The following is a 23,363-nucleotide window of genomic DNA, read 5'->3' on the forward strand; positions in this document are numbered from 1 at the left end:
GGAGCTCCTTAAGCCCTGTTCCGGGTCAGGTATCGGTTGACGAAGGCGGCCGCGAGATACAACGCCGCGACCAGCAAGATCAGTGTGAGTGCGGCACCCCAAACCCGGAGGACCCCGGCTTCTTCGGGATTGACCAGTTCGGTGTAGATCAGCAGCGGCAGCGATGCCATGTTGCCGTCGAATGCGTCGAAGTTGATGGACCGGCTGTACCCGACGAGCACCAGCACGGGTGCCGTCTCGCCCATCACCCGGGCGAGGGCCAGCAGGATGCCGCTGATCATTCCGGGCAGCGCCGTCGGCACCACGATCCGCACGATCGTCTTCCATTTCGGGACACCGAGCGCATACGAGGCCTCGCGCAACTCGTCGGGCACCAGCTTGAGCATTTCCTCGGTGTTGCGCACGACCACCGGCAACATGAGCAGGACCAGCGCCAGCGCCACCGCGAACGCGCTCTGCGGGAATCCCATCGTGGCGATCCACAGCGCAAAGACGAAGAGCGCCGCCACGATCGAGGGGACGCCGGCCAGGATGTCGACCATGAACGTCGTCACCTTGGCGAACTTGCCGCGGCCATACTCCACGAGGTAGACCGCGGCCATCACGCCCAGCGGGACCGACAGCACCGCGGCGATGGCCGCTTGGATGAGCGTGCCGTAGATGGCGTGGTAAACGCCGCCGGCGAACTCCTCAGGCAGCACCCCGGCCAGCGAGTTGGTCCACCACGTCGACCCGAGAATCGCCCGGAAGCCCTTCTCCACAACTGTCCACAGCAGCCAGCCCAGCGGGAGCATCGCAATCACGAACGCCGCGGTGAACAGCGTGGTCGCGAGGTTGTTCTTGATCTTGCGGCTGGCGCTGATCGGGTGGAAGGTCGGACCCTTCACCGGATGGTCGAGAGTCGTCTGCGTCATCCTCCGCTAACCCTTCCGCCCGCGGCCAACCGGGCCAGCGCATTGACCAAGAAGGTCAGCGCGAACAACACGAAACCGGCGGCGATGTAGGCCCCGGTCGGCAACGGTGCACTGAACTCCGCTGCCGCCGAGGCGATTTTGGAAGCAAACGTGTATCCGCCGTCGAACAGTGACCAGTGGCCGGCCTGCGCGGCGGTGCGCAGGATGATCAGCACCGCGATCGTCTCTCCGAGCGCACGACCGAGGCCGAGCATCGACGCCGCGATCATGCCACTGCGTCCGTACGGGAACACGGTCATGCGGATCACCTCCCATTTGGTCGCGCCGAGGGCCTGGGCGGCCTCGACGTGGCCCCGCGGGGTGAGCGCAAAGACCTCACGGGTGACCGAGGTGATGATGGGGAGGATCATCACGGCCAGCACGATGCCCGCGGTGAAGATGGTGCCTCCGCCCGCGAGCGACACATTGCCCTGGGAGAACAGGAAGAACCAGCCGAGGCGGTCGTTGAGGAAGGTCGCCACCGGCGACAGCCAGGGAGCGAGCACGAAGATGCCCCACAGACCGAACACGATCGAGGGCACCGCCGCCAGAAGATCCACCATCATGGCGAACGGGCGAGCCATTCGCTTGGGCGCGTAGTTGGTGAGAAAGGCCGCGATGCCGATGGCGACCGGCACGGCGATCACCAACGCGAAGACGGAACTGAGCACCGTCACCTGGAAGAGGTCGCGGATGCCGAAGCGGAGGTTGTCTGCGTCGTTGGTGACGAAGTCGGTACTGGTGAGGAAGTTCGCTTCGTTGGCCTGCAGTGACGGGATGGCCTTGACGAGCAGGAACAGCGCCATCAGCGCGATCGCGCCGATGATGGTCGCACCGGCGGCGATTGCCAGCGATTTGAAAATCGTGTCGCCCCAGCGGCTGTGGCTTCGATGCGGCAACGCGGTCCGGCCAGGTCGGGTTGGCATTCCGGGAGTATCGCCGATCTGCTGTGGGCCCGCCGGGTTTGCCGACGAGCCCACAGCGGTCGAATCAGGCGTGACTGCCATGATGTGGTGAGTTACCTAGTTGGTGGCGTTGATGGCATCGACGGCCTCGGTGAGCCGCTGCTTGAACGCCTCGGGCACCGGGATGTAGCCGTTCTCTTCGAGCCCTTGCTGGCCGTTGCCCAGCGCGGAGTGCATGAACGCCTTCACCGCCGTGGCCACCTCGGCATCAGGGTATTGCGAGCACACGATCTCGTACGCTGCGAGCATGATCGGGTACGACCCCGGCTCGGTGGGCATGTAGAACGATGTCGTGTCCAGCACGAGGTCGTTGCCCTCGCCCTTGAACTTCACCGCGTCGATGGCCTTGCCCGCGGACTCGACATTCAACTGGACCGGCTCCGGTCCCGCCGAGGTGACGACGTTGGCGATCGACAGACCTTGCGCCTTGGCGAACGACCATTCGTTGTAGGTGATGGAACCGGGCGTGTTCTTGATGGCCGCCGAGGTTCCCTCGTTGCCCTTGGCTCCCTCGCCGACACCGCCGGCGAACGACTTGCCCGCGCCCTTGCCCCAGGCACCGTTGGACGCGGCGTCCAAATACTTCTGGAAGTTGTCGGTGGTGCCCGACTCGTCGCTGCGGAAGATCACGTTGATCGGCTGGGCCGGCAGGGCCGCGCCCTCGTTGAGCGCCTTGATCTCGGGCGCATCCCAGGTGGTGACGGTGCCGTTGAAGATCTTGCCCAGAGTCGGGCCGTCGAGGACGAGGCCGTCGACACCCTCGAGGTTGTAGGTGATCGCGATGGGTCCGAACACCGCGGGCAGGTTCCACGCGTCACTGCCGCCACAGCGCTGCTTGGCCTTGTCGTACTCGCCCTTCTCCGCGCTGAGCGGCGAGTCCGAGCCGCCGAAGTCGGTCTGGCCGCCCAGGAACTCCGACACGCCCGCACCCGAACCGCTGGACGTGTAGTTCAGGGTGAACCCGGGGCAGTCCTTCTCGTAGGCGTTGATGAACCGCGTCATGGCGTTCGCCTGCGCACTCGAACCGCTCGCCTTGAGCGCTTCCTTCCCCCCGCAGTCGCCCGCCGGCTGAGCACCGGAGTCACCGGACCCCGACGAGGTGTTGTCGTCACTACCGCAGGCCGACAGCAGCAGGGCACCGGCGGCCAGTAGGCCGAGCGCAGCACCAGATCGTTTCGCCTTCACGAAGCTCCTTCTCCAGATCTCGGGTAGACGCTGGTATCAGCCGGCACGCCGCCGGCGACGCCCGTCGCGTCAAGCAGAGCCATTGCTGCTCGGATGTGAACCTAGGGGTGTCCCATGAATGAAGTGCCTACGGATGGTGAACGGAAAATGAACCGCCCGTACCGGCCGTGGCATGGTCGTGATTGCCCGCTACGAGCGCGAACGCGCTGCCGTGCGCGCGGCGCTCGCGGCGGAGCGATCGGCCAATCTGCGCCGCAGGGCCAAGGACACGTACACGAGCGCCACGAGAACCGGCACTTCGATGAGGGGACCGACGACCCCGGCAAGGGCCTGGCCCGAGGTCGCTCCATACGTGGCGATCGCGACCGCGATGGCTAGTTCGAAATTGTTGCCCGCGGCGGTGAAAGCCAGGGTGGTGGTGCGCTCGTATCCCAACCCGATGACGGCACCGAGGCAGTATCCGCCGCCCCACATGATGGCGAAGTAGGCCAGCAACGGCAGGGCGATGCGCACGACGTCCAGGGGCCGACTGGTGATCTGATCTCCTTGCAGCGCAAAGAGAATGACGATGGTGAAGAGCAGACCGTACAGCGCCCAGGGACCGACCACCGGGAGGAACTTCGACTCGTACCAGTCACGCCCCTTCGCTTTCTCCCCGAACCTCCGCGAGAGATAGCCCGCCAAGAGCGGGATACCGAGGAAGATCAGGACCGACTTCGCGATCTCCCACGGCGAAGTCGCGATGGTGGCCTGCTCGAGTCCCAGCCAGCCCGGCAGCACCGACAGGTAGAACCAGCCGAGAACGGCGAACATGAGCACTTGGAAGATGGAGTTGAGTGCGACGAGCACGGCAGCGGCCTCACGGTCGCCACAAGCGAGGTCGTTCCAGATGATGACCATGGCGATGCACCGCGCGAGGCCCACGATGATCAGGCCCGTCCGGTACTCCGGAAGGTCAGGCAGCAGAAGCCAGGCCAATGCGAACATCAGGGCGGGCCCGATGATCCAGTTCAGCACCAAGGAACTGGCCAGCAGCTTGCGATCGCCGGTGACGGTGTCGAGGCGGTCATAGCGGACCTTCGCCAGTACCGGATACATCATGATCAGAAGCCCGAGTGCGATGGGCAATGAGACACCGTCGACGGCCACACGCTCGAGCGCACTGTTGAGCCCTGGGACCCAGCTGCCGAGCAGCAGACCCGCGACCATTGCCAGGCCGATCCACAGCGGCAGGAATCGATCGAGGGTCGAGAGCTTGCCGACCACGTGAGGGGTATCGGCCGAGGGCTCGGTCCTGGTCACGGTTTCGATCCTGCAGTCGAGTGCAGGGCGTCTGCGGCGAACAACGTCGCCAGCCTCCGCAGGGCATCCGGCGCCACGGCGTAATACACCCACGATGCGCGGCGTTCGCACGTCAGCAATCCGGCGTCACGCAGCACTTTGAGGTGATGCGAGATGGTCGGTTGCTTGACCTCGATGCCCACCGATATGTCGCATACACATGCCTCGCCTCCGGCGCGACTCGCGATGCCGCTGAACAAGCGAAGCCGCACCGGGTCCGCAAGAGCCTTGAGCTTGGCTGCCATCTCGTCGGCCGCCTCCGGCGTCAAGGGCTCACGCAGCAGTGGACCCACGTCGCAAGCGGCCGCGGTCTGGGCGGAGGTTTGTTTCGACATACTTCGATATTGACAGTGATCGATGTCGTCGGCAACTGCGATTCAGGTCGCTGTCGCCGCTGCGTACGCGGCGTCCACCGAGTGAACCGAGAAACCCAGACGCTCATACGTTCTCACCGCCGCCGAGTTATCCGCCTCGACGTACAGCATGACGGCCGCGGGGGGGCCGGCCGACAGCCGCTCGCCGAGGTGGTGCAGCCCGATCAACGTCAGCACCCCGCCCAGTTGGCGGCCCTGCGCGGCCGGATCGACACCGACCACGTAGACCTCGCCGAGATCGGGGGCGTGCACCTTCGTCCAGTGGAAGCCCAGCAGCTTGCCGCTCTGCTCGTCGAGGGCCAGGAACAGGCCCTCGGGGTCGAACCACGGCTCGCCCCGGCGCTGGGCGATCTCGGCGGCCGTCCACCCGCCCTGTTCGGGATGCCAGGCGAAGGCGGCGTTGTTGACGCGCAGCAGTTCGGCATCGTCGCCAGGGCCGGAGTACGTCGCGATGCGGACCCCGTCGGGCACCGCGACCGGCGGTAGCCCGGTCAGCGGACGGCGCATCTGCAACAACTCGCGCACCACCGTCAGGCCCAGCGCGGCTGCCGTCGCGCGTGCCGGCTCGAGGTTGCCGTGCGCCCAGATCCGGGCGTCGTCGCCGCCTTCGGCCAGTCCGGTGCGCACCATCGCCGAGCCGATGCCGCGCCGCCTCGCCCGTGGGTGCACGACCAGTTCGGCCATCGCGGGCGCCCCGGACAGATTGAGGTAGCCGACGATGTCCTCGTCGTCGACCGCGAGCAAGTGCCGGGTGCGGTCGCCGCCGAGTTCGCGCAGCACCTGATCCCCCACCGGCGCCACCCCGTCGACCGACGTCGCCAGGGTGACCAGATCCCGGATTCGACGTTGAACGCCCTCGGAAAGCGAAGTCTGCCAGACGATTTCGGTCACGGACTGTGCAGCGGGTCGGCCAGCGCCTCCGCCACGCCCTCGGCGTCGTAGTCGCCGTCGTCGACGTCGTCGGCCAGCTCGGTGCCGGGCGCGGGCGGGCGGCCGCGTGCCGGGCGGACGGCCTTGTAGCCGACGTTGCGCACGGTGCCGATCAACGATTCGTACTCCGGACCCAGCTTGGCGCGCAGCCGCCGCACGTGCACGTCGACGGTGCGGGTGCCGCCGAAGAAGTCGTAGCCCCACACCTCCTGCAGCAGCTGCGCGCGGGTGAACACCCGGCCCGCGTGCTGCGCGAGGTACTTCAGCAGCTCGAATTCCTTGTAGGTGAGGTCGAGCGGGCGCCCGCGCAGGCGCGCGGTGTAGGTGCCCTCGTCGATGACCAGCTCGCCGAGGCTGATCTTGCCGACGTTCTCCTGATTGGCCACCCCGCCGCGCCGGCCGACGAGCAGTCGCAGCCGGGCGTCGATCTCGGCGGGTCCGGTGCTGGGCAGCAGGATCTCGTCCAGCCCCCATTCGGTGTTGACGGCCACCAGCCCGCCCTCGTTGACGACGGCCACCACGGGCACCGACGTTCCGGTGGTGCCCAGCAGACGGCACAGCCCGCGGGCGGCGGCCAGATCGGTGCGCGCGTCGACGATCGCGACGTCAGCGCTGCCGGCCTCCAGCAGCGAGGAGACCTCGGTGGGCGCGGTTCGCACATTGTGGGCGAGCAGCGACAACGACGGCAGCACAGACTCGGGTTGTGGGTCGACGGTCAGTAGCAGTAGATCCAACTGGCCCTCCAACAGCGCAGGGACCTCGCCTGGACAACGATGTCGGTCGGTGACTTCCCAGATTCATACCTGACATGTGGCCGTTACCCGGCCGATGGTCACCTAACGATAGCGCGCTACCTGCTGATTAGCTGCGCCGAACGGATCGCCCCGCCGCCCGTGGTCCAGAATGTCGGGGTGCGCAGGCTGCTGATCGGGGTGCTGGCGACCGTCGTCGCCGTGGTGGTGGGCGCCGTCGGAGCGGACTTCGGCGCGGCGATCTTCGCCGAGTATCGGCTGGCCAGGAGCGTGCGCGCCGCCGCCGACCTGCACTATGACCCCTCGGTGGCGATCCTCGGCTTCCCGTTCTCCACCCAGGCGGCCGAGCGCAGGTACGACGAGATCGAGGTCCGCGCGAATGGCGTCGATCACCCGGTCGTCGGCAAGGTCTCGCTGGAGGCGACGCTGCACGACATCGACCTCGCGGGCGCGTCCTGGCTCATCGAGCCGGATGCCCGGCTGCCCGTCGGCAAGGCCGAGAGCCGCATCATCATCGACTCCACCCATGTGGGCCGCTACATGGGCATCCCCGACCTGCTGGTGGAGGCGCCGACGCGGGAGAGCAACGACGCGACCGGCGGCACCACCGAGTCCGGCATCTCGAGCAATCGGGGTGTGGTGTTCACCGGCACACCCGAGAAGGCGGACTTCGACAAGAGGGTCAGCGTGGCCGTCGACCTCGAGGTCGCCGGACCGGACCGGACCACGCTGGTGATGACGGCCACCGGCGTGCTGACCGGGCCGAACACCGCCGACCAGGAGGTGCCCGACGACCGGACCGAAGCCGTGCTGGCCGCGTTCTCCATGAGCATGCCCGGGCAGAAGCTCCCGTTCGGGCTGGCGCCGACCGCTCAGGGCGCCCGCGGCTCGGACATCATAATCGAGGGGATCGCCGAGGGAGTAACCGTGGCCCTCGACGAGTTCAACATGAGATGAGCGTTGGCGCGACGAACGGAGGGCGGCGATGAGCTCTTCCTGGACCCTGGCCATCACGGTGCTGATCGCCGCAGTGGGCGTGGCCTTCCTCGTCGGCAGGCTGCTGACGTTGCGGGCCGGGCTGATGAAGTCCGCCGAAGCCGCCGCCGACGTCGACACCAGCGACCTCGGGCTCGCCCGGCAGGGCCCGACGGTGGTGCACTTCTCGGCGCCCTGGTGTGGCCCGTGTGAGACCGTGCGCCGGGTCGTCGACGAGGTGTGTGACGAGCTTGGCGTCGCGCACGTGGAGATCGACATGGACGCCAACCCCGAAGCGGCTCGGCGGCTTTCGGTGTTGTCGCTGCCCACGACGATCATCTTCGATGCCGCTGGACGGCCGCGTCACCGCACGCACGGCGTGCCCAGACCTGCTGACCTGCGCTCCGCACTGCAACCGCTGTTGGCTTGATCGCCCTGTCATCGCGTAAGCTGTCCGGCGTGTCCGCCCGCCTCGAGCCGATGCTCACCAAGCGCCGCGCAGTCGATCTGTGCCGCGTCGCGGGTTCTTGCTGTTGTTGTTGTAGCCGCTGAGTAGCTGCGCCGTCGTTCGCGCCGCACTCGGGACCGGCCTTCGTGGCCTGCCCCAGCCCAGCCCCATGACGCAACAGGAGCATTTCTATGTCGACACCGAAGATCGCGACACCCGACCAGGTGGACGTGCGCGGTCCGCGATTCGCCGCCTGGGTCACCACCGCCGTGCTCGCGGCGGTGATCCTGGCGTCGGCGGTCAGCACGGTCGGCGCGGGCGTGCTGCTCGCCACGCAGGCGGTGGTGTTCGCCCTCGGTGCGCGCCTCGGACCGCGCGGGCATCCCTACGGCCTGCTCTTCGGCGCTCTGGTGGCTCCGCGGCTCGGGCCGGTGACCGATAAGGAACCCGCCGCACCCCTGCGGTTCGCCCAACTCGTCGGGTTGGGCTTCGCGGTGGCCGGCGTCGCCGGCTTCGCCGCGAGCGTTCCGCTGCTCGGCCTCGTCGCCACCGGCCTGGCCCTGGTGGCGGCCTTCCTCAACGCGGCCTTCGGCATCTGCCTGGGCTGCCAGCTCTACCCGCTCGTCGCACGACTGATCCAAATACCAAGCAATCGAAAGGAATTCGTTCATGGCACGTACTGATGTGCTGGTCACCGCCGAGTGGGCCGAGAACAATCTCAACGCCCCCGACACGGTCTTCGTCGAAGTCGACGAGGATACCAGCGCCTACGACACCGGCCACATCGAAGGTGCGGTGAAGATCGACTGGAAGGCCGACCTGCAGGACCCGGTGCGCCGCGACTTCGTCGACCAGGAGCAGTTCTCCAAGCTGCTGAGTGAGCGCGGCATCGCCAACGACGACACCGTGATCCTCTACGGCGGCAACAACAACTGGTTCGCCGCGTACGCCTACTGGTACTTCAAGCTCTACGGCCACCAGAACGTCAAATTGCTCGACGGCGGCCGCAAGAAGTGGGAGCTCGACGGCCGCCCGCTGTCGACCGACACCGTCAAGCGCCCCGCGACCAGCTACACGGCCAAGGCCCCGGACACCAGCATCCGCGCGTTCCGCGACGAGGTCATCGCCGCGATCAACAACAAGAACCTCGTCGACGTGCGCTCCCCTGACGAGTTCTCCGGCAAGATCCTGGCGCCTGCGCACCTTCCGCAGGAGCAGAGCCAGCGGCCCGGGCATATCCCCGGCGCCATCAACGTTCCGTGGAGCAAGGCGGCCAACGACGACGGCACGTTCAAGTCCGACGAGGATTTGGCCAAGCTGTACGCCGAGGCCGGCTTGGACGGAGAGAAGGAGACCATCGCCTACTGCCGGATCGGCGAGCGCTCGTCGCACACCTGGTTCGTGCTGCAGGAACTGTTGGGACACAAGAACGTCAAGAACTACGACGGCAGTTGGACGGAATACGGCTCCCTGGTGGGTGCCCCGATCGAGTTGGGAAGTTGATATGTGCTCTGCACCGAAGCAAGGCCTGACGTTGCCGGCCGGCGTCGACCTCGAGAAGGAGACGGTGATCACCGGCCGCGTCGTCGACGGGTCGGGTCAGGCCGTCGGCGGGGCGTTCGTGCGGTTGCTGGACAGCTCCGACGAGTTCACCGCCGAGGTCGTCGCGTCGGCCACGGGTGACTTCCGGTTCTTCGCCGCACCCGGCACCTGGACGCTGCGCGCGCTGTCGAAGGTGGGCAACGGCGACGCCGTCGTCGCGCCGTCGGGCGCCGGCATCCACGAGGTCGACGTCAAGGTCGCCTGACGACGAAGGCGGGGTGGGCCCACGCGCAAGCTGGGGAGGACGAGCCGACGAGGAGTCAGGCAATCCAGCCTCGCCTGACCGGATCCGCTCGAACGTGAGCTTGTGTTCGACGATCCGCGAAGAACTCGCACGCGAGCTCACGTTCGACGGGCAAGGCCGACGCGCCGGGCCGTCGGCAGCCGATTAGACTCGCTGTCATGGTGCTGTTCTACGAACTCCTGCTGGTCGCCTGCACCGTGTTGATCACCTGGTTCGCGTTGTACGCGCTGTACCGGCTGATCACCGACGAATCGTGACGTCCGGCGACGAGGCAGTCGCGGCGGCGGCAGAACGCGCGAAGAGCACCGCCGCCCGCAACATTCCGGTTTTTGCCGACCTGCCCGCGCCCTCCGACACCGCCAACCTCCGCGAAGGCGCCAACCTCAACGACGCGCTGCTGGCGCTGCTGCCGCTGGTCGGCGTCTGGCGAGGCGAGGGCGAGGGCCGCGGCGCGCACGGCGACTACCGGTTCGGCCAGCAGATCATCGTGTCCCACGACGGCGGCGACTACCTGATCTGGGAGGCCCGCTCGTGGCGACTCACCGAATCCGGTGACTACGAGGCGCACACCCTGCGCGAATCGGGGTTCTGGCGGTTCGTCAACGACCCCGCCGACCCATCCGAGTCGCAGGCCATCGAGCTGCTGCTGGCGCATTCGGCCGGCTACGTCGAATTGTTCTACGGCCGTCCGCTGACCCAGTCGTCGTGGGAGTTGGTCACCGACGCGTTGGCGCGCAGCAAGTCCGGGATGCTGGTCGGCGGCGCCAAGCGGCTCTACGGCATCGTCGAGGGCGGCGATCTGGCCTACGTCGAGGAGCGCGTCGACGCCGACGGCGGCCTGGTGCCGCACCTGTCCGCCCGGCTGTCCAGGTTCGTCGGCTAGTGCGCCGGCATCGGCTCGCCGCGGCGATCGCCGCGGCCGCGCTCCTGGCGGGCTGCGCGTCGGACCCGCCCGCCGACCAACCGGGCACCACCACCTCGCAGGCGCCGACCGGCCACGGCTCGCTGGCGCAGTGTCTGAGCGATCACGGTGCGCCCGCCGCACCGGGCCCCGGGGGCGGACCTCCGCCGGGAGTGGACTCCGCGGCCTGGCAGCGGGCGATGTCCGCCTGTTCCTCGCTGGCGCCGGGACCGGCAGGCTAAGTCAGGACCGGCGCATTGCCGGCGTCGGCCAGCCAGGTGTTCTCCAGCCGCATCAGCGTGCCGTCGCCGCGCAGCGAGTCGACGACCCACGAGACGCAGCGGGTCAGGTCGCTGCCCTTGTCCAGCACGATGCCGAATTGCTCGGCGTCCTGCGACCCGTTCGGCAGCTGGCCGACGATCATGCCGCCGCGCAACTCGGAGGCGACCGCGAACGCGGTCGGCAGGTCGGCGACCAACGCGTCGATCTCACCGGAGCCCAGGGCGAGCTTGGCGTCGCCGTTGGTGTTGTAAGCCCCGACGGGAGCGTCGGCGCCGACCGCCGTCGCCGCGGTGTGGCTGGTGGTGCCGACCTGGGCGCCCAGGCGAAGCGCCTTCAGATCGGTGAGGCCTCGAACGCGCGCCGCCGGTGACGACTTGACCGTGACGACGGCCTGGCTCACGTCGAAGTACGGCGACGAGAAGTCGACCGCGGCCTTGCGTTGTTCGGTGATCGAGAACTGAGAGAGGTTGGCGTCGAACGTTTTCGGTCCGGCGGTGATGGCTTCGCTGAACGGCACGCGCACCCAGCGCACGTCTTCGGCGCCGTAGCCGAGCTTGCCCGCGACGGCATAGGCGACTGCGGACTCGAACCCCTCGCCGTTGGCGGGGTTGTCGCCCATGTACCACGGCGGGTAGACGGGCTGGTCGGTGCCGAACGTGAACACACCCGCGTACAACGTGGTCAGCCGGTCCTTGCGGCACTCCTCGGGCCGCGGCGCCGCATAGGGCTCGGCGGCCGGTGCGCACGCGGCGACGACGGCCGCGGCGACCAGCAGCACGCCGAGCGTCCTGGCGATGCCCATGTCGCGCATCATTGCGCAGCGCGGCAACCAGTGCCAGACCGGGCGGGCAACGGTTCGCTACCGATTCCGCCGTCGGAGATGGGGCGGCCCCCGAGCCGTGTGTTCGTGGCGGACAAGACCGAGGGCTCGGGGGCCGGGTGACTGCGGGGAATTCGCCAGCGCGCGCAGGGCGCGAAGAGCCGTCGACTCATTCCCCTGGCGCTGCTAGCTCGCAGCCACCTCACAAGTCCATAAGTCACTCAAAATGTCGGACCACCTCCCTTCCTGTGTACGAGCGACGGTACCCGTGCACCCGGGGAGCGACAACCGATTTCGGACCGTTTCAGCGGTCAGCGCAGCCGGGAGCCGGGTCGGCGCGCGGCCTATGACGCGAACCAAGTCACCCGTTGCGCCGCAACGGGTTCACGCTTGCCCTTGAGTTGCACATGTTCGAGGTCGCCTGCCGGCTCGTCAAGGTGACGGGCGAGCCGCTCCGACACCATCACCTCGCCACCCCGTGCGCACGACTGCAGCCGGGCCGCGGTGTTGACCACGTCACCGACGGCGGTGAAATCGCTCAGCGCGTCGGTGCCGCCGATATTCCCGACGAACACCTCGCCGTAGTCGAGCCCGATCCCCAACTCGAGCACCGCGCCGCCGGTGCCGTAGCCGACACCTTCGAGCAGACCCCGCGCGTGAGCAAGCATGACCGCGGCGACGGTGCGGCGGTCGTCGTCGGAGGGCGACCACGAGCTTCGCGCGACAAACACCGGCAGATACAACGCCATCACCTCGTCGCCGATCAGCTTGTCGATGAGGGCGTCGGGGAAGAGCACCGTTTCGGCCACCGCGTAGAAACGCTGCAGGAGAGCGCCGGCATCCTGCGGGGAGATCGCCTCCGAACGACTGGTGAACCCGCGCAGATCCGCGAACAGGACTCCCGCCTCGGTGGTCATCCCGCCCGGCGGCGAGAGTTCCACACACGTCGCGCACAGGGTCGGATTCTTGCGCGACGGAAAGTAGCCGAGCGGTCGAACCAACCGCCCGCCGAGACCGGCGAACGGTGCACCGCACATGCCGCACCGTGGGCTGGCCGGCAGCCGGCGCATCAGCCGGTGCGTGACACGCGCAGCAGGGGTGGTGCTGAAGTCGAAATAGGCCATCCAGTCGTTCGGTGAGAGCGGCTGACGGGACGACTTGCCCGCGTACCGAGCCAGGCGGCGCGATACGAGCCGTTGCCAACCCGTCATGCGCTGCTCGCCGGACCCGTCCACAGGTTCAGGATGAGGCATTTCGGTCGACTCGGATGCGACTCCGACCAATGGGGCGGTTTCGGCGGTCAGCGATCGCTGACGAGCGCGGCGTCGACGAGTCCGGCGAATTCGGCGGCCAACGGGGAGGGCCGCAGCAGCCTGCCGTCGAGCGTGTGCACCCGCGCCGCCAGTGTGATGCTCGACACCAGCCAAACTCCCTGTGCCGCAAACAGATCCGCGGGCCTCAGGGCCCGGTAGTCGCAGTCGTAGCCCTTGCTGCGGGCGACCTCGAAGAGCGCCTGTTGGGTGGTGCCGCGGAGGATCGGGAACCACGGGGGCGGCGTCAGCAGCGTCGGGGGGCCGTCCTTGCCTTCCGGCTCCGTGGCGATCACCACCGTCGAGCGCGGCCCCTCGAGGATGAGGCCGTCGGAGCCTACGAACACGACGTCGCCCGCGCCGTGGCGTTCGGCGTGCCGTAGCGCGGCCATGTTGACTGCGTACGACAGCGTCTTCGCGCCGGCCAGCAGCCACGGCATGTCGGCGGCGCCCGCGGCGGGCAGTCCTCGGGCCAGCGTCATCGCCGCCAGGCCCCTTCGGCGCACCTCGGCCACCCGGGTCGGCAGCGCGCCGATGGTCGCGAACGCCGTCGGCGGTGAGCCGCTCTCACGTCCCCTGCTGCACACCAGCCGCAGCACGCCCTCGCCGCCGCCTTCGGCGTTCCATTTCAGGACGGCGGCGGCCACCGCGGCGCGCCACTGCGGCAGATCCGGGGTGGGCAGGTCCGTCAGCCGCGCCGACTGGGTGAGCCGCGCCAGGTGCGCTTCGAGCAGACAGGGTCGGCCGTCGCGGACCAGCAGCGTCTCGAAGATCCCGTCGCCCCGGACGGCGGCCAGGTCGTCGGCGTGCAGCAGCGGCGCAGATGGGTCGTGCAGCCGTCCGTCGAGCGTGACCACAACGCCTGGTTGGCTTGCCATGGGCTGCAAGCGTAGCCCCGGGCCCACGGTCGCCGACCGTAGAGTTGACGTATGTCAGCCGTCCCCGCACCCGACACCGGACCCGACGCCGGAGCCGTCTGGCATTACGGCGACCCGCTCGGCGAGCAGCGAGCGGCAGCGGACGCGGCTGTGGTCGTCGACCGCTCGCACCGCGCCGTACTCACGCTGTCGGGAAACGACCGCAAGAGCTGGCTGCACAGCCTGACCACCCAGCACGTGAGCGACCTGCCCGACGGGTCGGTGACCCAGAACCTGAGCCTCGACGGCCAGGGCCGTGTCGAAGATCACTGGGTCCAGACCGAACTGGGCGGGCTCACCTACCTCGACACCGAACCGCGGCGCGGCGAACCGCTGCTGGCCTATCTGCGCAAGATGGTGTTCTGGGCCGACGTGGCTGTCGAACCGGCGGATCTGGCGGTGTTGTCCCTGCTCGGGCCGCGGGTGGCGGAGTCCGCGGTGCTCGGCGTGCTGGGACTCGACGCGCTGCCCGCGCCGGACACCGCGGTGGCGCTGCCCGGCGGCGGTTTCGTGCGGCGCCTCACGGGCCGCGATGTCGAACTGGACCTCGTCGTCCCCCGCGAGCACGCCGCCGACTGGCGGCAACGCCTTGTCGAGGCGGGCGTGCGGCCCGCGGGCATGTGGGCTTACGAGGCGCACCGCGTCACCGCGCGGCGGGCCCGCCTTGGCGTCGACACCGACGAGCGGACCATCCCGCACGAAGTCGGCTGGATCGGTCCTGCCGTGCACCTGGACAAGGGCTGCTACCGCGGTCAGGAGACGGTCGCGCGGGTCCACAACCTGGGCAAACCGCCGCGCATGCTGGTGCTACTGCACCTCGACGGCTCCACCGACCGGCCCGCCCCCGGCGAGCCGGTGCTGGCCGGTGGACGCGTCGTCGGCCGCCTCGGCACCGTGGTCGACCACGTCGACGAGGGCCCGATCGCGCTGGCGCTGCTCAAGCGCGGTCTGCCCGCGGACACCGCACTGACGGTCGGCGACGTGCCCGCGGTCATCGACGCGGACTCCCTGCCACCGCCCGATGTGACAGGTGCCGGGCGGCGCGCCGTGGAACAGTTGCGCGGTGGCACGCGTTAAACGCTGAGGCCTGCCAGCGCACCGCACCCAGGCACGGTAAAGTGTTGGCAGGACGATAAAGACACTCAGATCGGAGCCGCCTGCATATCGGGCCGCTCCGTTATTGCGCGAGGGGGTACCCCCATGGGCCGCGGCCGGGCTAAGGCAAAGCAGACCAAGGTTGCTCGTGAGCTCAAATACAGCTCACCGCAGACCGATTTCGAGCGGCTTCAGCGCGAGCTGGCGGGCGCCGACGACAGCCACAACGGTGCCGATCCGGTAGCCGACGAGTGGGTCGACGACGACGACTGGCGCCGCTGACCGTCTAAAAGCGCGGGTGCAGACCGACGAGCTCGGCTCGCGGGCCGTCCTTGCCGCCCTTCTTGACCGTCCCGAGCGTCCAGCAGTTCAGGTGACGAGCGGTCAGGATCGCCAACGCGCGGTCGGTGTCCTCCGGCGCGACGACGGCGACCATGCCGACGCCCATGTTGAACGTCTTCTCCATCTCCACCCGCTCGACGCGGCCGCGTTGCGCGATCATCGCGAACACGGGCGCGGGAGTCCAAGTGCCACGGTCGATTTCGGCCACAAGGCCAGGTGGGACGACGCGCTCGAGGTTGCCCGCCAGCCCACCGCCGGTGACGTGGCAGAAAGTGCGCACCTGCGTCTCGGCGGTCAGGGCCAGGCAGTCCTTGGCGTAGATCCGCGTCGGCTCCAGCAGTTCCTCGCCGAGGGTGCGGCCGAACTCCTCGACATGGCCGGCCAGGTTCATCCGGTCGATCTCCAGCAGCACCTTGCGGGCCAGTGAATAGCCGTTGGAGTGCAGGCCCGTCGAGGCCATCGCGATCAGCACGTCGCCGGGTTTGACCAGGTCGGGGCCCAGCACGTCGTCGGCCTCCACCACGCCCACCCCGGTGGCCGAGATGTCGTAGTGGTCGGGCGCCATGAGTCCCGGATGTTCGGCCGTCTCACCGCCGAGCAGCGCGCACCCGGCCATCACGCAGCCGTTGGCGATGCCGGCCACCAGTTCGCTGATCCGCTCTGGCACCGTGCGCCCGACCGCGATGTAGTCCTGCAGGAACAGCGGTTCGGCACCGCACACCACGAGGTCGTCGACGACCATCGCGACCAGGTCGATCCCCACGGTGTCGTGCTTGTCCATGGCCTGGGCGACCGCGAGCTTGGTGCCGACGCCGTCGGTCGACGAGGCCAGCACCGGTTCGCGGTAGCCGCCGCGCAGCGCGAACAGGCCCGCGAAGCCGCCGAGGCCGCCGCGCACTTCTGGCCGGGTGGCCTTCTTGGCCAGCGGTTTGAGAAGTTCGACGGCGCGGTCACCGGCCTCGATATCGACCCCGGCCGACGCATAGGAGATACCGGAAGGTTCGGCGCGTTCGGTCATCGGAACAAAGGCTACCGTCGCCTCGCGGCGCTCGGTAACCGCTTGACTCCGACGGTCATCGGTTCTCCCCAGTTCGCGACGAGAATTCTTACCGCCGGCGGTCGACGGGAGGGCCTGACGCAGATGGAATCGGGCCGGGATCTGGGCGTCGGTGATGCGCCCACGCAGCTAGGCGGCCGGCTCTGAACCGAACCATGGGTTTCGTTCTCGCGGCAGGTCGGTTTATGACAGCGTGAGCGCCGTGCAGACACCTCGTCGGTTCGTAGTCGTCGTCGCGGCGAGCCTGATCGCCTGCCTGACAGCGCCGGCCACCGCGTCGGCCACCCCGTCGGCCGGCGTCGAAGCGAGGACCCTTTCGCAGGCGACCGTCGACGGCATCGACTACGTCACCCGGGAGATCACGATCGCGCCGGGCGGCAGCACCGGTTGGCACTATCACGACGGGCGCGTGTTCGGCGTCATCAGGGAGGGCACGCTCACCCACGACGCGGCCACCTGCGCCGGCGACGGGATCTACCCGCCCGGTGCGCCCATCACCGAAGCCAGCGGGCCCGGCAACGTCCACATCGGCCGCAACCTGGGTCCCGGGCCGTTGGTGATGTGGGTGGTCTACATCCAGCCGGCGGGCACCCCCCTGGCCGTCGACGCGCCCAATCCGGGTTGTGGGTTTGCCTGAGCCGGAAACTGGCCATCCCGCTCGGATGGCTGACGCGATTCGCTGCCTGGTGACCGGTGCGACCGGTTACATCGGTGGCCGACTGATTCCCCGCCTGCTCGACCGTGGTTATTCGGTGCGGGCGCTGGCACGCAATCCCGACAAGCTATCCGGCGTCGCATGGCGGGACCGCGTCGAGGTGGCGAAGGGCGACCTCGACGACGTGGATTCGCTGCGCAGCGCGTTCGAGGGCATCGACGTCGTGTACTACCTCGTGCACTCGATGGGCATCGAGCGCAACTTCGTCGAGGCCGAGGCGCGGTCGGCGCGCAACGTCGTCGAGGCCGCCCGTCAGGCGGGGGTGAAACGGCTGGTGTACCTGGGCGGCCTGCATCCCACGGGCGCCGAACTGTCCCCACATCTGCGGTCGCGGACCGCGGTGGGCGACATCCTGGTCGACTCCGGCATCGAGACGGTGGTGCTGCAGGCCGGCATCGTGATCGGTTCGGGCTCGGCGTCGTTCGAGATGATCCGCCACCTGACGAACCGGCTGCCCGCGATGACGACGCCGAAGTGGGTGCACAACAAGATCCAGCCCATCGCGATCGACGACGTGTTGCACTACCTGACCGAGGCCGCGGCGGCGCCGGTGCCGTCGTCGCGCACCTGGGACGTCGGCGGGCCCGACGTCTTCGAGTACGGCGAGGCGATGCAGATCTACGCCGAGGTGGCCGGACTCCGGCGTCGGGTGATCGTCGTATTGCCTTGGCTCACACCGACAATCGCCAGCTGGTGGATCGGACTGGTCACCCCGATGCCCGCTGGCCTGGCCCGGCCGCTGGTGGAGTCGCTGGAGTGCGACGCCGTCATGAACGAACACGACATCGAGACCATCATCGGACCGCCCAAGGGCGGGCTGACCGGTTACCGGGACGCGGTCACCAAGGCACTCGAGCTGGGACCGCTGCCCAGCGACCCGAACTGGGCGCACGCCGGACGGCCCCCGGCGCGTTAAGGCCTGCGCAGCGCAGAGACGTTGTCGTTGTCGGCCTGCAGCGGGATGCCGCTGCGGGCCGCGGTCGCCAGCATGTGCTCGATGACGTTCTTGCCCAGCGCCGTCTCGCCGGGCAACTCGATCGGATAGCGGCCGTCGAAGCACGCCGTGCACAGCCGCGACGCGGGCTGCTCGGTCGCGGCGATCATGCCCTGCTGGCTGATGTAGCCCAGGGTGTCGGCGCCGATGGCGTGGCGCACCGCCTCGAGCATCTCGTCCTCGTCGGCCGCCTCGCTCCTGGCGTTGGCGATCAGCTCGGCCGGGGTGGCGAAGTCGATGCCGTAGAAGCAGGGCCACTTCACCGGTGGCGAGGCGATGCGGACGTGCACCTCGACGGCGCCGGCCTCGCGCAACATCCGGATCAGCGCCCGCTGGGTGTTGCCGCGCACGATGGAGTCGTCGACGACGATCAGCCGCTTGCCGCGGATCACTTCCTTGAGCGGGTTGAGCTTGAGTCGAATACCCAGCTGCCGAATGGTCTGTGACGGCTGGATGAACGTGCGTCCGACGTAGGCGTTCTTCATCAGGCCCTGGCCGAACGGGATACCTGACTCCTGCGCGTAGCCGACCGCGGCGGGCGTGCCGGACTCCGGCACGCCGATCACCAGGTCGGCCTCGACCGGCTTCTCGCGGGCCAGCCTGCGGCCGATGTCGACGCGAGCGGCGTGCACCGACCGGCCGGCGATCGTGCTGTCCGGCCGGGCGAGGTAGACGTACTCGAAGACGCAGCCCTTGGGTTCGGGGTTGGCGAAGCGGGTGGACCGCACGCCGTCGGCGTCGATCGCCAGCAGCTCGCCGGGCTCGATGTCGCGGACGAACGAGGCGCCGACGATGTCGAGTGCCGCGGTCTCCGAGGCGACCACCCACCCGCGGTCGAGCCGGCCGAGCGACAACGGCCGCACCCCGTAGGGATCGCGCGCCGCGTAGAGCGTGTTCTCGTCCATGAACGTCAGGCAGAACGCGCCCCGCACGGTCGGCAGCAGCTCGAGTGCGGCCTGCTCCAATGTCGCGTCGGCCGCACCGTGGGCCAGCAGCGCACCCAGGATGTCGGAATCGGTGGTGGCGGCGGGGGCGCCCCTGGTGCCCAGCAACCCCGCCTCGCGGGCCCGGCCGGCCAATTCGGCGGCGTTGACCAGGTTGCCGTTGTGGCCGAGCGCGACCCCCGTGCCCGCCGAGGTGTTGCGGAAGACCGGCTGGGCGTTCTCCCACGTGGTCGACCCGGAGGTCGAATACCGGCAGTGGCCGATGGCGACGTGGCCCTCCATGGCCGCCAGTGTCTGCTCGTCGAACACCTGGCTGACCAGGCCGAGATCCTTGAACACCAGCACCTGCGAGCCGTCGGCGACGGCGATGCCGGCGGCTTCCTGGCCACGGTGCTGCAGGGCGTACAAGCCGTAATAGGTGAGCTTGGCGACCTCTTCACCCGGCGCCCAGACGCCGAATACGCCACACTCTTCGCGGGGTTCTGGATCGGTCTGCGGGCCGGTCACGATAAGGCTGCTCCCATGGCGGAGTGGGTAGACGGGTCCAGTCTACGGTCATCACGGCTTGATCACGGAATTGAGCGCGGGTGTCGTGGCGTAGACAACACCTCCGCCCGGTCCGTCATTTCACGGCGTGCCCGCAATGTGGCGCAGCTAACCCTTCAGATCGACAAGAGGCAGCCAGTCGGCGATCTCCGCGGCCCGCGATCCCGACAGCGCCAGCCGGCGGTCGGCCGCCGCGTCGCGCACCGACACCTGGCCGGTGACCAGCAACAGCCAGGTGCGCGGGTCGGTTTCCACCACGTTCGGCGGGTTGCCGCGCCGGTGCGCGGGTCCCGAGATGCATTGCACGGCAACGAACGGGGGCACCCGGACCTCGACGCTGGACCCCGGCGCGACCGCGGCGAGCGTGCGGGCGCTCAGGCGCACCGCGTCGGCGAGTTCGGTGCGGGTCGGCGCGGGCTGCTGATCGTCGCGCAGCCACTCCGCCAGCGCCGCGACCGCGGCACGGGTCTTCGCCGGATCGGCCTTACGGGCCCTTTTCGGGTCGGCCATACCTTACTGTCTCAAAGTGTTTGTCGACCGCCACAATCCGCCTTACAAGGCGGCGGGGCGGTGTTGCTCGCCGTCGCCGTGGTGGCGGCGGCCCTGATCTACGCGCTGTTCCGCGGCGACCTCACGTCCACCACGCAGTTGACGTTGGTGTCGTCGCGCGCCGGACTGGTCGTCGAACCCGGCGCGAAGGTGACCTACAACGGTGTGGAGATCGGGCGGGTCAGCCGCATCGGCGCGGTCGAGGTCGACGGCGGCCAGAAGGCCCGGCTCACGCTCGACGTCAATCCCCGTTACCTCGAGCTCATTCCGGCCAACGTGGCCGCCGAGATCCGTGCCACCACGGTGTTCGGCAACAAGTAAATTTCCTTCAGCTCACCGCAAAAGGCTGTCGCGCAACGGCTTTCGACCAACGATGTGATCGATGCGTCAGCCGTCACCACCGAGTTCAACACGCTGTTCGAGACCGTCACCGCACTCGCCGAGCAGGTGGATCCGGTCAAGCTGAACCAGACGCTGGCCGCCGCCGCCGAGGCCCTCACCGGACTGGGCGGCCGGTTCGGGGAATCGCTGGCCAACGGCAACCGCATCCTCGACGACCTGAACGCCCGGATGCCGCAGATCCGCGAGGACACCGCGCTGGTGGCCGACCTGACGTTGCTGTACGCCGAGGCCTCGCCGGACCTGTTCGACGGGCTGGAGAACGCCGTGACGACCGCCCGCGCGTTCAACGAACAGCGCGACGACGTCGACGCCGCGTTGCTGGGTGCGCTCGGCTTCGCCGATACCGGCGCCGAGGTGTTCGAGCGCGCCGGACCGTACTTGGTGCGCGGCGCGGCCGACCTGGTGCCCACTGCCGAACTGCTCGACGACTACCGCGGCATGATCTTCTGCACGTTCCGCAATTTCAACGAGATCCAGGGGCGGGTGGCCGAGACGTTGGGCGGCAACGGTTACTCGCTGTCCGGCGTCGACCCCGTCGCGACCGTTGGCCGAGAAGGGCAATCGAACCCGTCCACGGCGTCGCGGTGGAAAACTGGCACACAGATGGGACCTCTAAGGAGAATCGACGGAATCGAACGGATGGACGTGATCCGGGACAACATCACCCGGCCGCGTGGCAGTGCCAGTCAATCGCCTACTCGACACATCACCATCCGAGGCGACCACCCAACCGACATCGAATCACGGCCACATATCCGGCTGCCGGCCGCGAAAGGGTAACCCTATGACGAAGCCCATGTTTCTCATTGATCCCCCGCGCTTCATGTTCTTCACCGGCAAAGGCGGCGTGGGCAAGACGTCCATCGCGTGTGCCACCGCTATCGACATGGCACGCGACGGCAAGTCAGTGCTGTTGGTTTCCACCGACCCGGCGTCCAACATCGGCCAGGTATTCGGTATGAGCATCGGCAACAAGATTACCGAAATCTCGCAAGTAACCGGCTTATCCGCGCTGGAGATCGACCCCGAGCAGGCAGCCGAGGCATACCGTGAGCGCATCCTCGGGCCCCTCCGCACGTCGCTGCCTCAAGCCGAGATCGCTTCGGTTGCCGAGCAGCTGTCCGGCTCATGCACCACCGAGATCGCCGCGTTCGACGAGTTCACGACGCTGCTGACCGAGGGCAGCGGTCGACTCGACGCTTTCAATCATGTTCTTTTTGACACGGCACCAACCGGCCACACCATTCGGCTGCTGCAGCTACCAGGAAGCTGGACATCGTTCCTCCAGACGGGCAAAGGAGACGCGTCCTGTCTGGGACCCCTCGCAGGATTGGAGAAGCAGAAGGCCACCTACGCTGCGGCCGTTGCGGCGCTTGCCGACCCGACCCGCAGCCGCCTGCTGCTTGTAGCGCGTCCCTCGCGTTCCGCTCTAGCCGAAATCGACCGCACACATCGAGAACTGGCCGCACTCGGACTGACTCGGCAGTATGTTGTGGTCAACGGTGTGTTGCCGACCCCGACCGACAACAGCGATCCTCTGGCCACCGCGATTCATCTCAGGGAACAATCGGCTCTCGCGCGTATGCCGACGGGCCTCAAGGGATTGCCGCTCGACGTTATTGAGCTGAAGGCCGCCAACATGGTCGGCCTTGCGGCCCTTGAGACACTGTTCGAACTAAGTGCACCGGATGCCGAGAACACCGCCAACACCGCTGGAGAATCGATTCCAGAGATTGCGAATCGACAGCTATTGGGCCTGGTCGATGAGATCGAGCAAGGTGGACCGTGCTTGGTGATGTGCATGGGCAAGGGTGGTGTGGGCAAGACGACCGTCGCGGCCGCCGTTGCCGTAGCGCTGGCCGAGCGAGGCCATGACGTCCACTTGTCCACAACCGACCCGGCTGCTCATCTCAGTGAAACACTTTGCGGCAGTGTTGATAACCTTGGTGTGTCGCGTATCGATCCCGTCGCAGCACGCGAGGCATACAGTGCACGTGTGATGGCGGCGAAAGGTGCTTCACTCGATGACCAGGGCCGCGCCAACCTAGCCGAGGATCTACGGTCACCATGCACTCAAGAGGTCGCCGTATTTCAAGCCTTCTCACGGGTAATACAGGAATCCCGCAAGAAATTCGTTGTCCTCGACACAGCGCCTACCGGACATTCACTGCTTCTTCTCGACGCCACCGGCTCCTATCACCGCGACATCATGCGAAACGCGGCAGCAGGTGTCCGCTACGTCACACCACTGATGCGTCTGCAAGACCGCGCCGCTACCAAGGTCTTACTGATTACGCTTGCCGAAACAACCCCGGTGCTGGAAGCTGCCGAATTACAGGTCGACCTCGTACGTGCGGGCATCCACCCTTGGGCGTGGATCGTCAATAACTCCGTTGCCGCTGCCGGCCCGATCGCACCCCTACTACGCCGTCGCGCGGCTCACGAGTTGGAGCAGATCGACAAGGTTCGCACCGAGCTGGCCGACCGATACGCGGTCATACCCCTTCTGGCCGATGAGCCCGTTGGCATCCCCGCGCTAGAAGCACTCCTGGCACCATCGCAACCGCTCCCCGTGCAATAGAAGCCGCGACTGCTAGGAGGTTACGGGCAAGCCGATGCAATGGGCCATCGCGTGAGTCTCTTGTTGGTGCAACGACCCAAGATCGCTACCGAGAGGAACACCGCGATTGCCCTCCGTTGGTGGCGTTCGTCTTGATCCG

At 67.9% G+C, this 23,363-nt stretch carries 24 protein-coding genes and 2 pseudogenes; 13 read left to right on the top strand and 13 right to left on the bottom strand.

Annotation, left to right across the window (positions count from 1 at the left end):
* Positions 1–8: 8 nt before the first annotated feature.
* From pstA to ABGB19_RS07785, 7 genes and pseudogenes are all read right to left on the bottom strand, one after another.
* On the bottom strand, positions 9–914 hold the full coding sequence (gene pstA, locus ABGB19_RS07755; protein ID WP_347685284.1) for a phosphate ABC transporter permease PstA: 906 nt from the start codon (positions 912–914) through the stop codon (positions 9–11).
* Positions 911–1,879, bottom strand: a complete 969-nt coding sequence (gene pstC, locus ABGB19_RS07760) for a phosphate ABC transporter permease subunit PstC (protein WP_347685285.1) — start codon at positions 1,877–1,879, stop codon at positions 911–913. The genes pstA and pstC overlap by 4 nt, the downstream gene beginning before the upstream one ends.
* Positions 1,880–1,975: 96 nt before the next feature.
* Entirely contained in the window at positions 1,976–3,103 is a 1,128-nt protein-coding gene (pstS, locus tag ABGB19_RS07765) for a phosphate ABC transporter substrate-binding protein PstS (protein WP_347685286.1), read from the bottom strand.
* A 240-nt stretch (positions 3,104–3,343) separates the two neighbouring features.
* Positions 3,344–4,414, bottom strand: a pseudogene (gene arsB, locus ABGB19_RS07770) (ACR3 family arsenite efflux transporter); the annotation flags it as partial.
* On the bottom strand, positions 4,402–4,779 hold the full coding sequence (locus tag ABGB19_RS07775) for a metalloregulator ArsR/SmtB family transcription factor (protein WP_347685287.1): 378 nt from the start codon (positions 4,777–4,779) through the stop codon (positions 4,402–4,404). The pseudogene arsB and the gene ABGB19_RS07775, both read right to left, overlap by 13 nt.
* Before the next feature lie 42 nt (positions 4,780–4,821).
* Entirely contained in the window at positions 4,822–5,709 is an 888-nt protein-coding gene (gene mshD / locus ABGB19_RS07780) for a mycothiol synthase (RefSeq protein WP_347685288.1), read from the bottom strand.
* Entirely contained in the window at positions 5,706–6,482 is a 777-nt protein-coding gene (locus ABGB19_RS07785) for a response regulator transcription factor (protein ID WP_347685289.1), read from the bottom strand. The genes mshD and ABGB19_RS07785 overlap by 4 nt, the downstream gene beginning before the upstream one ends.
* 177 nt (positions 6,483–6,659) lie before the next feature.
* Between ABGB19_RS07785 and lmeA the strand changes: the two genes are divergently transcribed.
* The 7 genes from lmeA (at position 6,660) to ABGB19_RS07820 (ending at position 10,912) form a co-directional block, all read left to right on the top strand.
* Positions 6,660–7,457, top strand: a complete 798-nt coding sequence (gene lmeA, locus ABGB19_RS07790; protein WP_347685290.1) for a mannan chain length control protein LmeA — start codon at positions 6,660–6,662, stop codon at positions 7,455–7,457.
* A 28-nt stretch (positions 7,458–7,485) separates the two neighbouring features.
* Positions 7,486–7,905 (top strand): thioredoxin family protein, encoded by a 420-nt coding sequence (locus ABGB19_RS07795; protein ID WP_347685291.1) that lies wholly within the window; start codon positions 7,486–7,488, stop codon positions 7,903–7,905.
* Positions 7,906–8,114: 209 nt separating this feature from the next.
* Entirely contained in the window at positions 8,115–8,606 is a 492-nt protein-coding gene (locus ABGB19_RS07800) for a DUF4395 domain-containing protein (protein ID WP_347685292.1), read from the top strand.
* Positions 8,593–9,426 (top strand): sulfurtransferase, encoded by an 834-nt coding sequence (locus ABGB19_RS07805; RefSeq protein ID WP_347685293.1) that lies wholly within the window; start codon positions 8,593–8,595, stop codon positions 9,424–9,426. The genes ABGB19_RS07800 and ABGB19_RS07805 overlap by 14 nt, the downstream gene beginning before the upstream one ends.
* Before the next feature lies 1 nt (position 9,427).
* On the top strand, positions 9,428–9,730 hold the full coding sequence (locus tag ABGB19_RS07810) for a DUF1416 domain-containing protein (protein WP_347685294.1): 303 nt from the start codon (positions 9,428–9,430) through the stop codon (positions 9,728–9,730).
* 292 nt (positions 9,731–10,022) lie between these two features.
* Positions 10,023–10,652, top strand: coding sequence for an FABP family protein (locus ABGB19_RS07815; RefSeq protein WP_347685295.1), 630 nt, complete (start codon positions 10,023–10,025; stop codon positions 10,650–10,652).
* Positions 10,652–10,912 carry a hypothetical protein gene (locus tag ABGB19_RS07820; protein WP_347685296.1) on the top strand — a complete coding sequence of 87 codons (261 nt, stop codon included), beginning with the start codon at positions 10,652–10,654 and terminating at the stop codon, positions 10,910–10,912. The genes ABGB19_RS07815 and ABGB19_RS07820 overlap by 1 nt, the downstream gene beginning before the upstream one ends.
* Here the strand turns inward: ABGB19_RS07820 and ABGB19_RS07825 are convergent.
* The 3 genes from ABGB19_RS07825 to ABGB19_RS07835 form a co-directional block, all read right to left on the bottom strand.
* Positions 10,909–11,754 (bottom strand): ABC transporter substrate-binding protein, encoded by an 846-nt coding sequence (locus tag ABGB19_RS07825; protein ID WP_347685297.1) that lies wholly within the window; start codon positions 11,752–11,754, stop codon positions 10,909–10,911. The two genes, ABGB19_RS07820 and ABGB19_RS07825, sit on opposite strands and share 4 nt — an antisense overlap.
* A 362-nt stretch (positions 11,755–12,116) precedes the next feature.
* Positions 12,117–13,007: an adenylate/guanylate cyclase domain-containing protein gene (locus ABGB19_RS07830; protein ID WP_347685298.1), complete on the bottom strand. Its 891-nt coding sequence runs from the start codon at positions 13,005–13,007 to the stop codon at positions 12,117–12,119.
* Between the two features lie 65 nt (positions 13,008–13,072).
* Positions 13,073–13,960 (bottom strand): aminodeoxychorismate lyase, encoded by an 888-nt coding sequence (locus ABGB19_RS07835; protein WP_347685299.1) that lies wholly within the window; start codon positions 13,958–13,960, stop codon positions 13,073–13,075.
* A gap of 51 nt (positions 13,961–14,011) precedes the next feature.
* Here ABGB19_RS07835 and ABGB19_RS07840 point away from each other — a divergent pair, with 51 nt between their 5' ends.
* Together ABGB19_RS07840 and ABGB19_RS07845 are read left to right on the top strand one after the other, a co-directional pair.
* Positions 14,012–15,076 (top strand): folate-binding protein YgfZ, encoded by a 1,065-nt coding sequence (locus ABGB19_RS07840; protein ID WP_347685300.1) that lies wholly within the window; start codon positions 14,012–14,014, stop codon positions 15,074–15,076.
* A 123-nt stretch (positions 15,077–15,199) separates the two neighbouring features.
* Positions 15,200–15,376 (top strand): DUF3073 domain-containing protein, encoded by a 177-nt coding sequence (locus ABGB19_RS07845; RefSeq protein WP_347685301.1) that lies wholly within the window; start codon positions 15,200–15,202, stop codon positions 15,374–15,376.
* A 4-nt stretch (positions 15,377–15,380) separates the two neighbouring features.
* Here ABGB19_RS07845 and purM read toward each other — a convergent pair whose 3' ends face one another.
* Positions 15,381–16,454: a phosphoribosylformylglycinamidine cyclo-ligase gene (purM, locus tag ABGB19_RS07850; RefSeq protein ID WP_347685302.1), complete on the bottom strand. Its 1,074-nt coding sequence runs from the start codon at positions 16,452–16,454 to the stop codon at positions 15,381–15,383.
* A 241-nt stretch (positions 16,455–16,695) separates the two neighbouring features.
* Between purM and ABGB19_RS07855 the strand changes: the two genes are divergently transcribed.
* Together ABGB19_RS07855 and ABGB19_RS07860 are read left to right on the top strand one after the other, a co-directional pair.
* Positions 16,696–17,130, top strand: coding sequence for a cupin (locus ABGB19_RS07855; RefSeq protein ID WP_347685303.1), 435 nt, complete (start codon positions 16,696–16,698; stop codon positions 17,128–17,130).
* Between the two features lie 25 nt (positions 17,131–17,155).
* Complete coding sequence (locus ABGB19_RS07860; protein ID WP_347685304.1) at positions 17,156–18,124, top strand: NAD(P)H-binding protein; 969 nt, start codon at positions 17,156–17,158, stop codon at positions 18,122–18,124.
* On the opposite strand, the gene purF is transcribed toward ABGB19_RS07860, so the two are convergent.
* Positions 18,121–19,653: an amidophosphoribosyltransferase gene (gene purF, locus ABGB19_RS07865; protein ID WP_347685305.1), complete on the bottom strand. Its 1,533-nt coding sequence runs from the start codon at positions 19,651–19,653 to the stop codon at positions 18,121–18,123. The genes ABGB19_RS07860 and purF overlap by 4 nt on opposite strands.
* 147 nt (positions 19,654–19,800) lie before the next feature.
* On the bottom strand, positions 19,801–20,202 hold the full coding sequence (locus tag ABGB19_RS07870; RefSeq protein WP_347685306.1) for a sterol carrier family protein: 402 nt from the start codon (positions 20,200–20,202) through the stop codon (positions 19,801–19,803).
* A gap of 16 nt (positions 20,203–20,218) precedes the next feature.
* Between ABGB19_RS07870 and ABGB19_RS07875 the strand changes: the two are divergent.
* Both ABGB19_RS07875 and arsA read left to right on the top strand, forming a co-directional pair.
* Positions 20,219–21,165: pseudogene (locus tag ABGB19_RS07875) on the top strand (MCE family protein); the annotation flags it as partial.
* Between the two features lie 262 nt (positions 21,166–21,427).
* Complete coding sequence (gene arsA, locus ABGB19_RS07880) at positions 21,428–23,224, top strand: arsenical pump-driving ATPase (protein WP_347685307.1); 1,797 nt, start codon at positions 21,428–21,430, stop codon at positions 23,222–23,224.
* Positions 23,225–23,363: the final 139 nt, after the last annotated feature.

The organism is Mycobacterium sp. B14F4, assembly GCF_039871645.1.
GTDB lineage: Bacteria > Actinomycetota > Actinomycetes > Mycobacteriales > Mycobacteriaceae > Mycobacterium.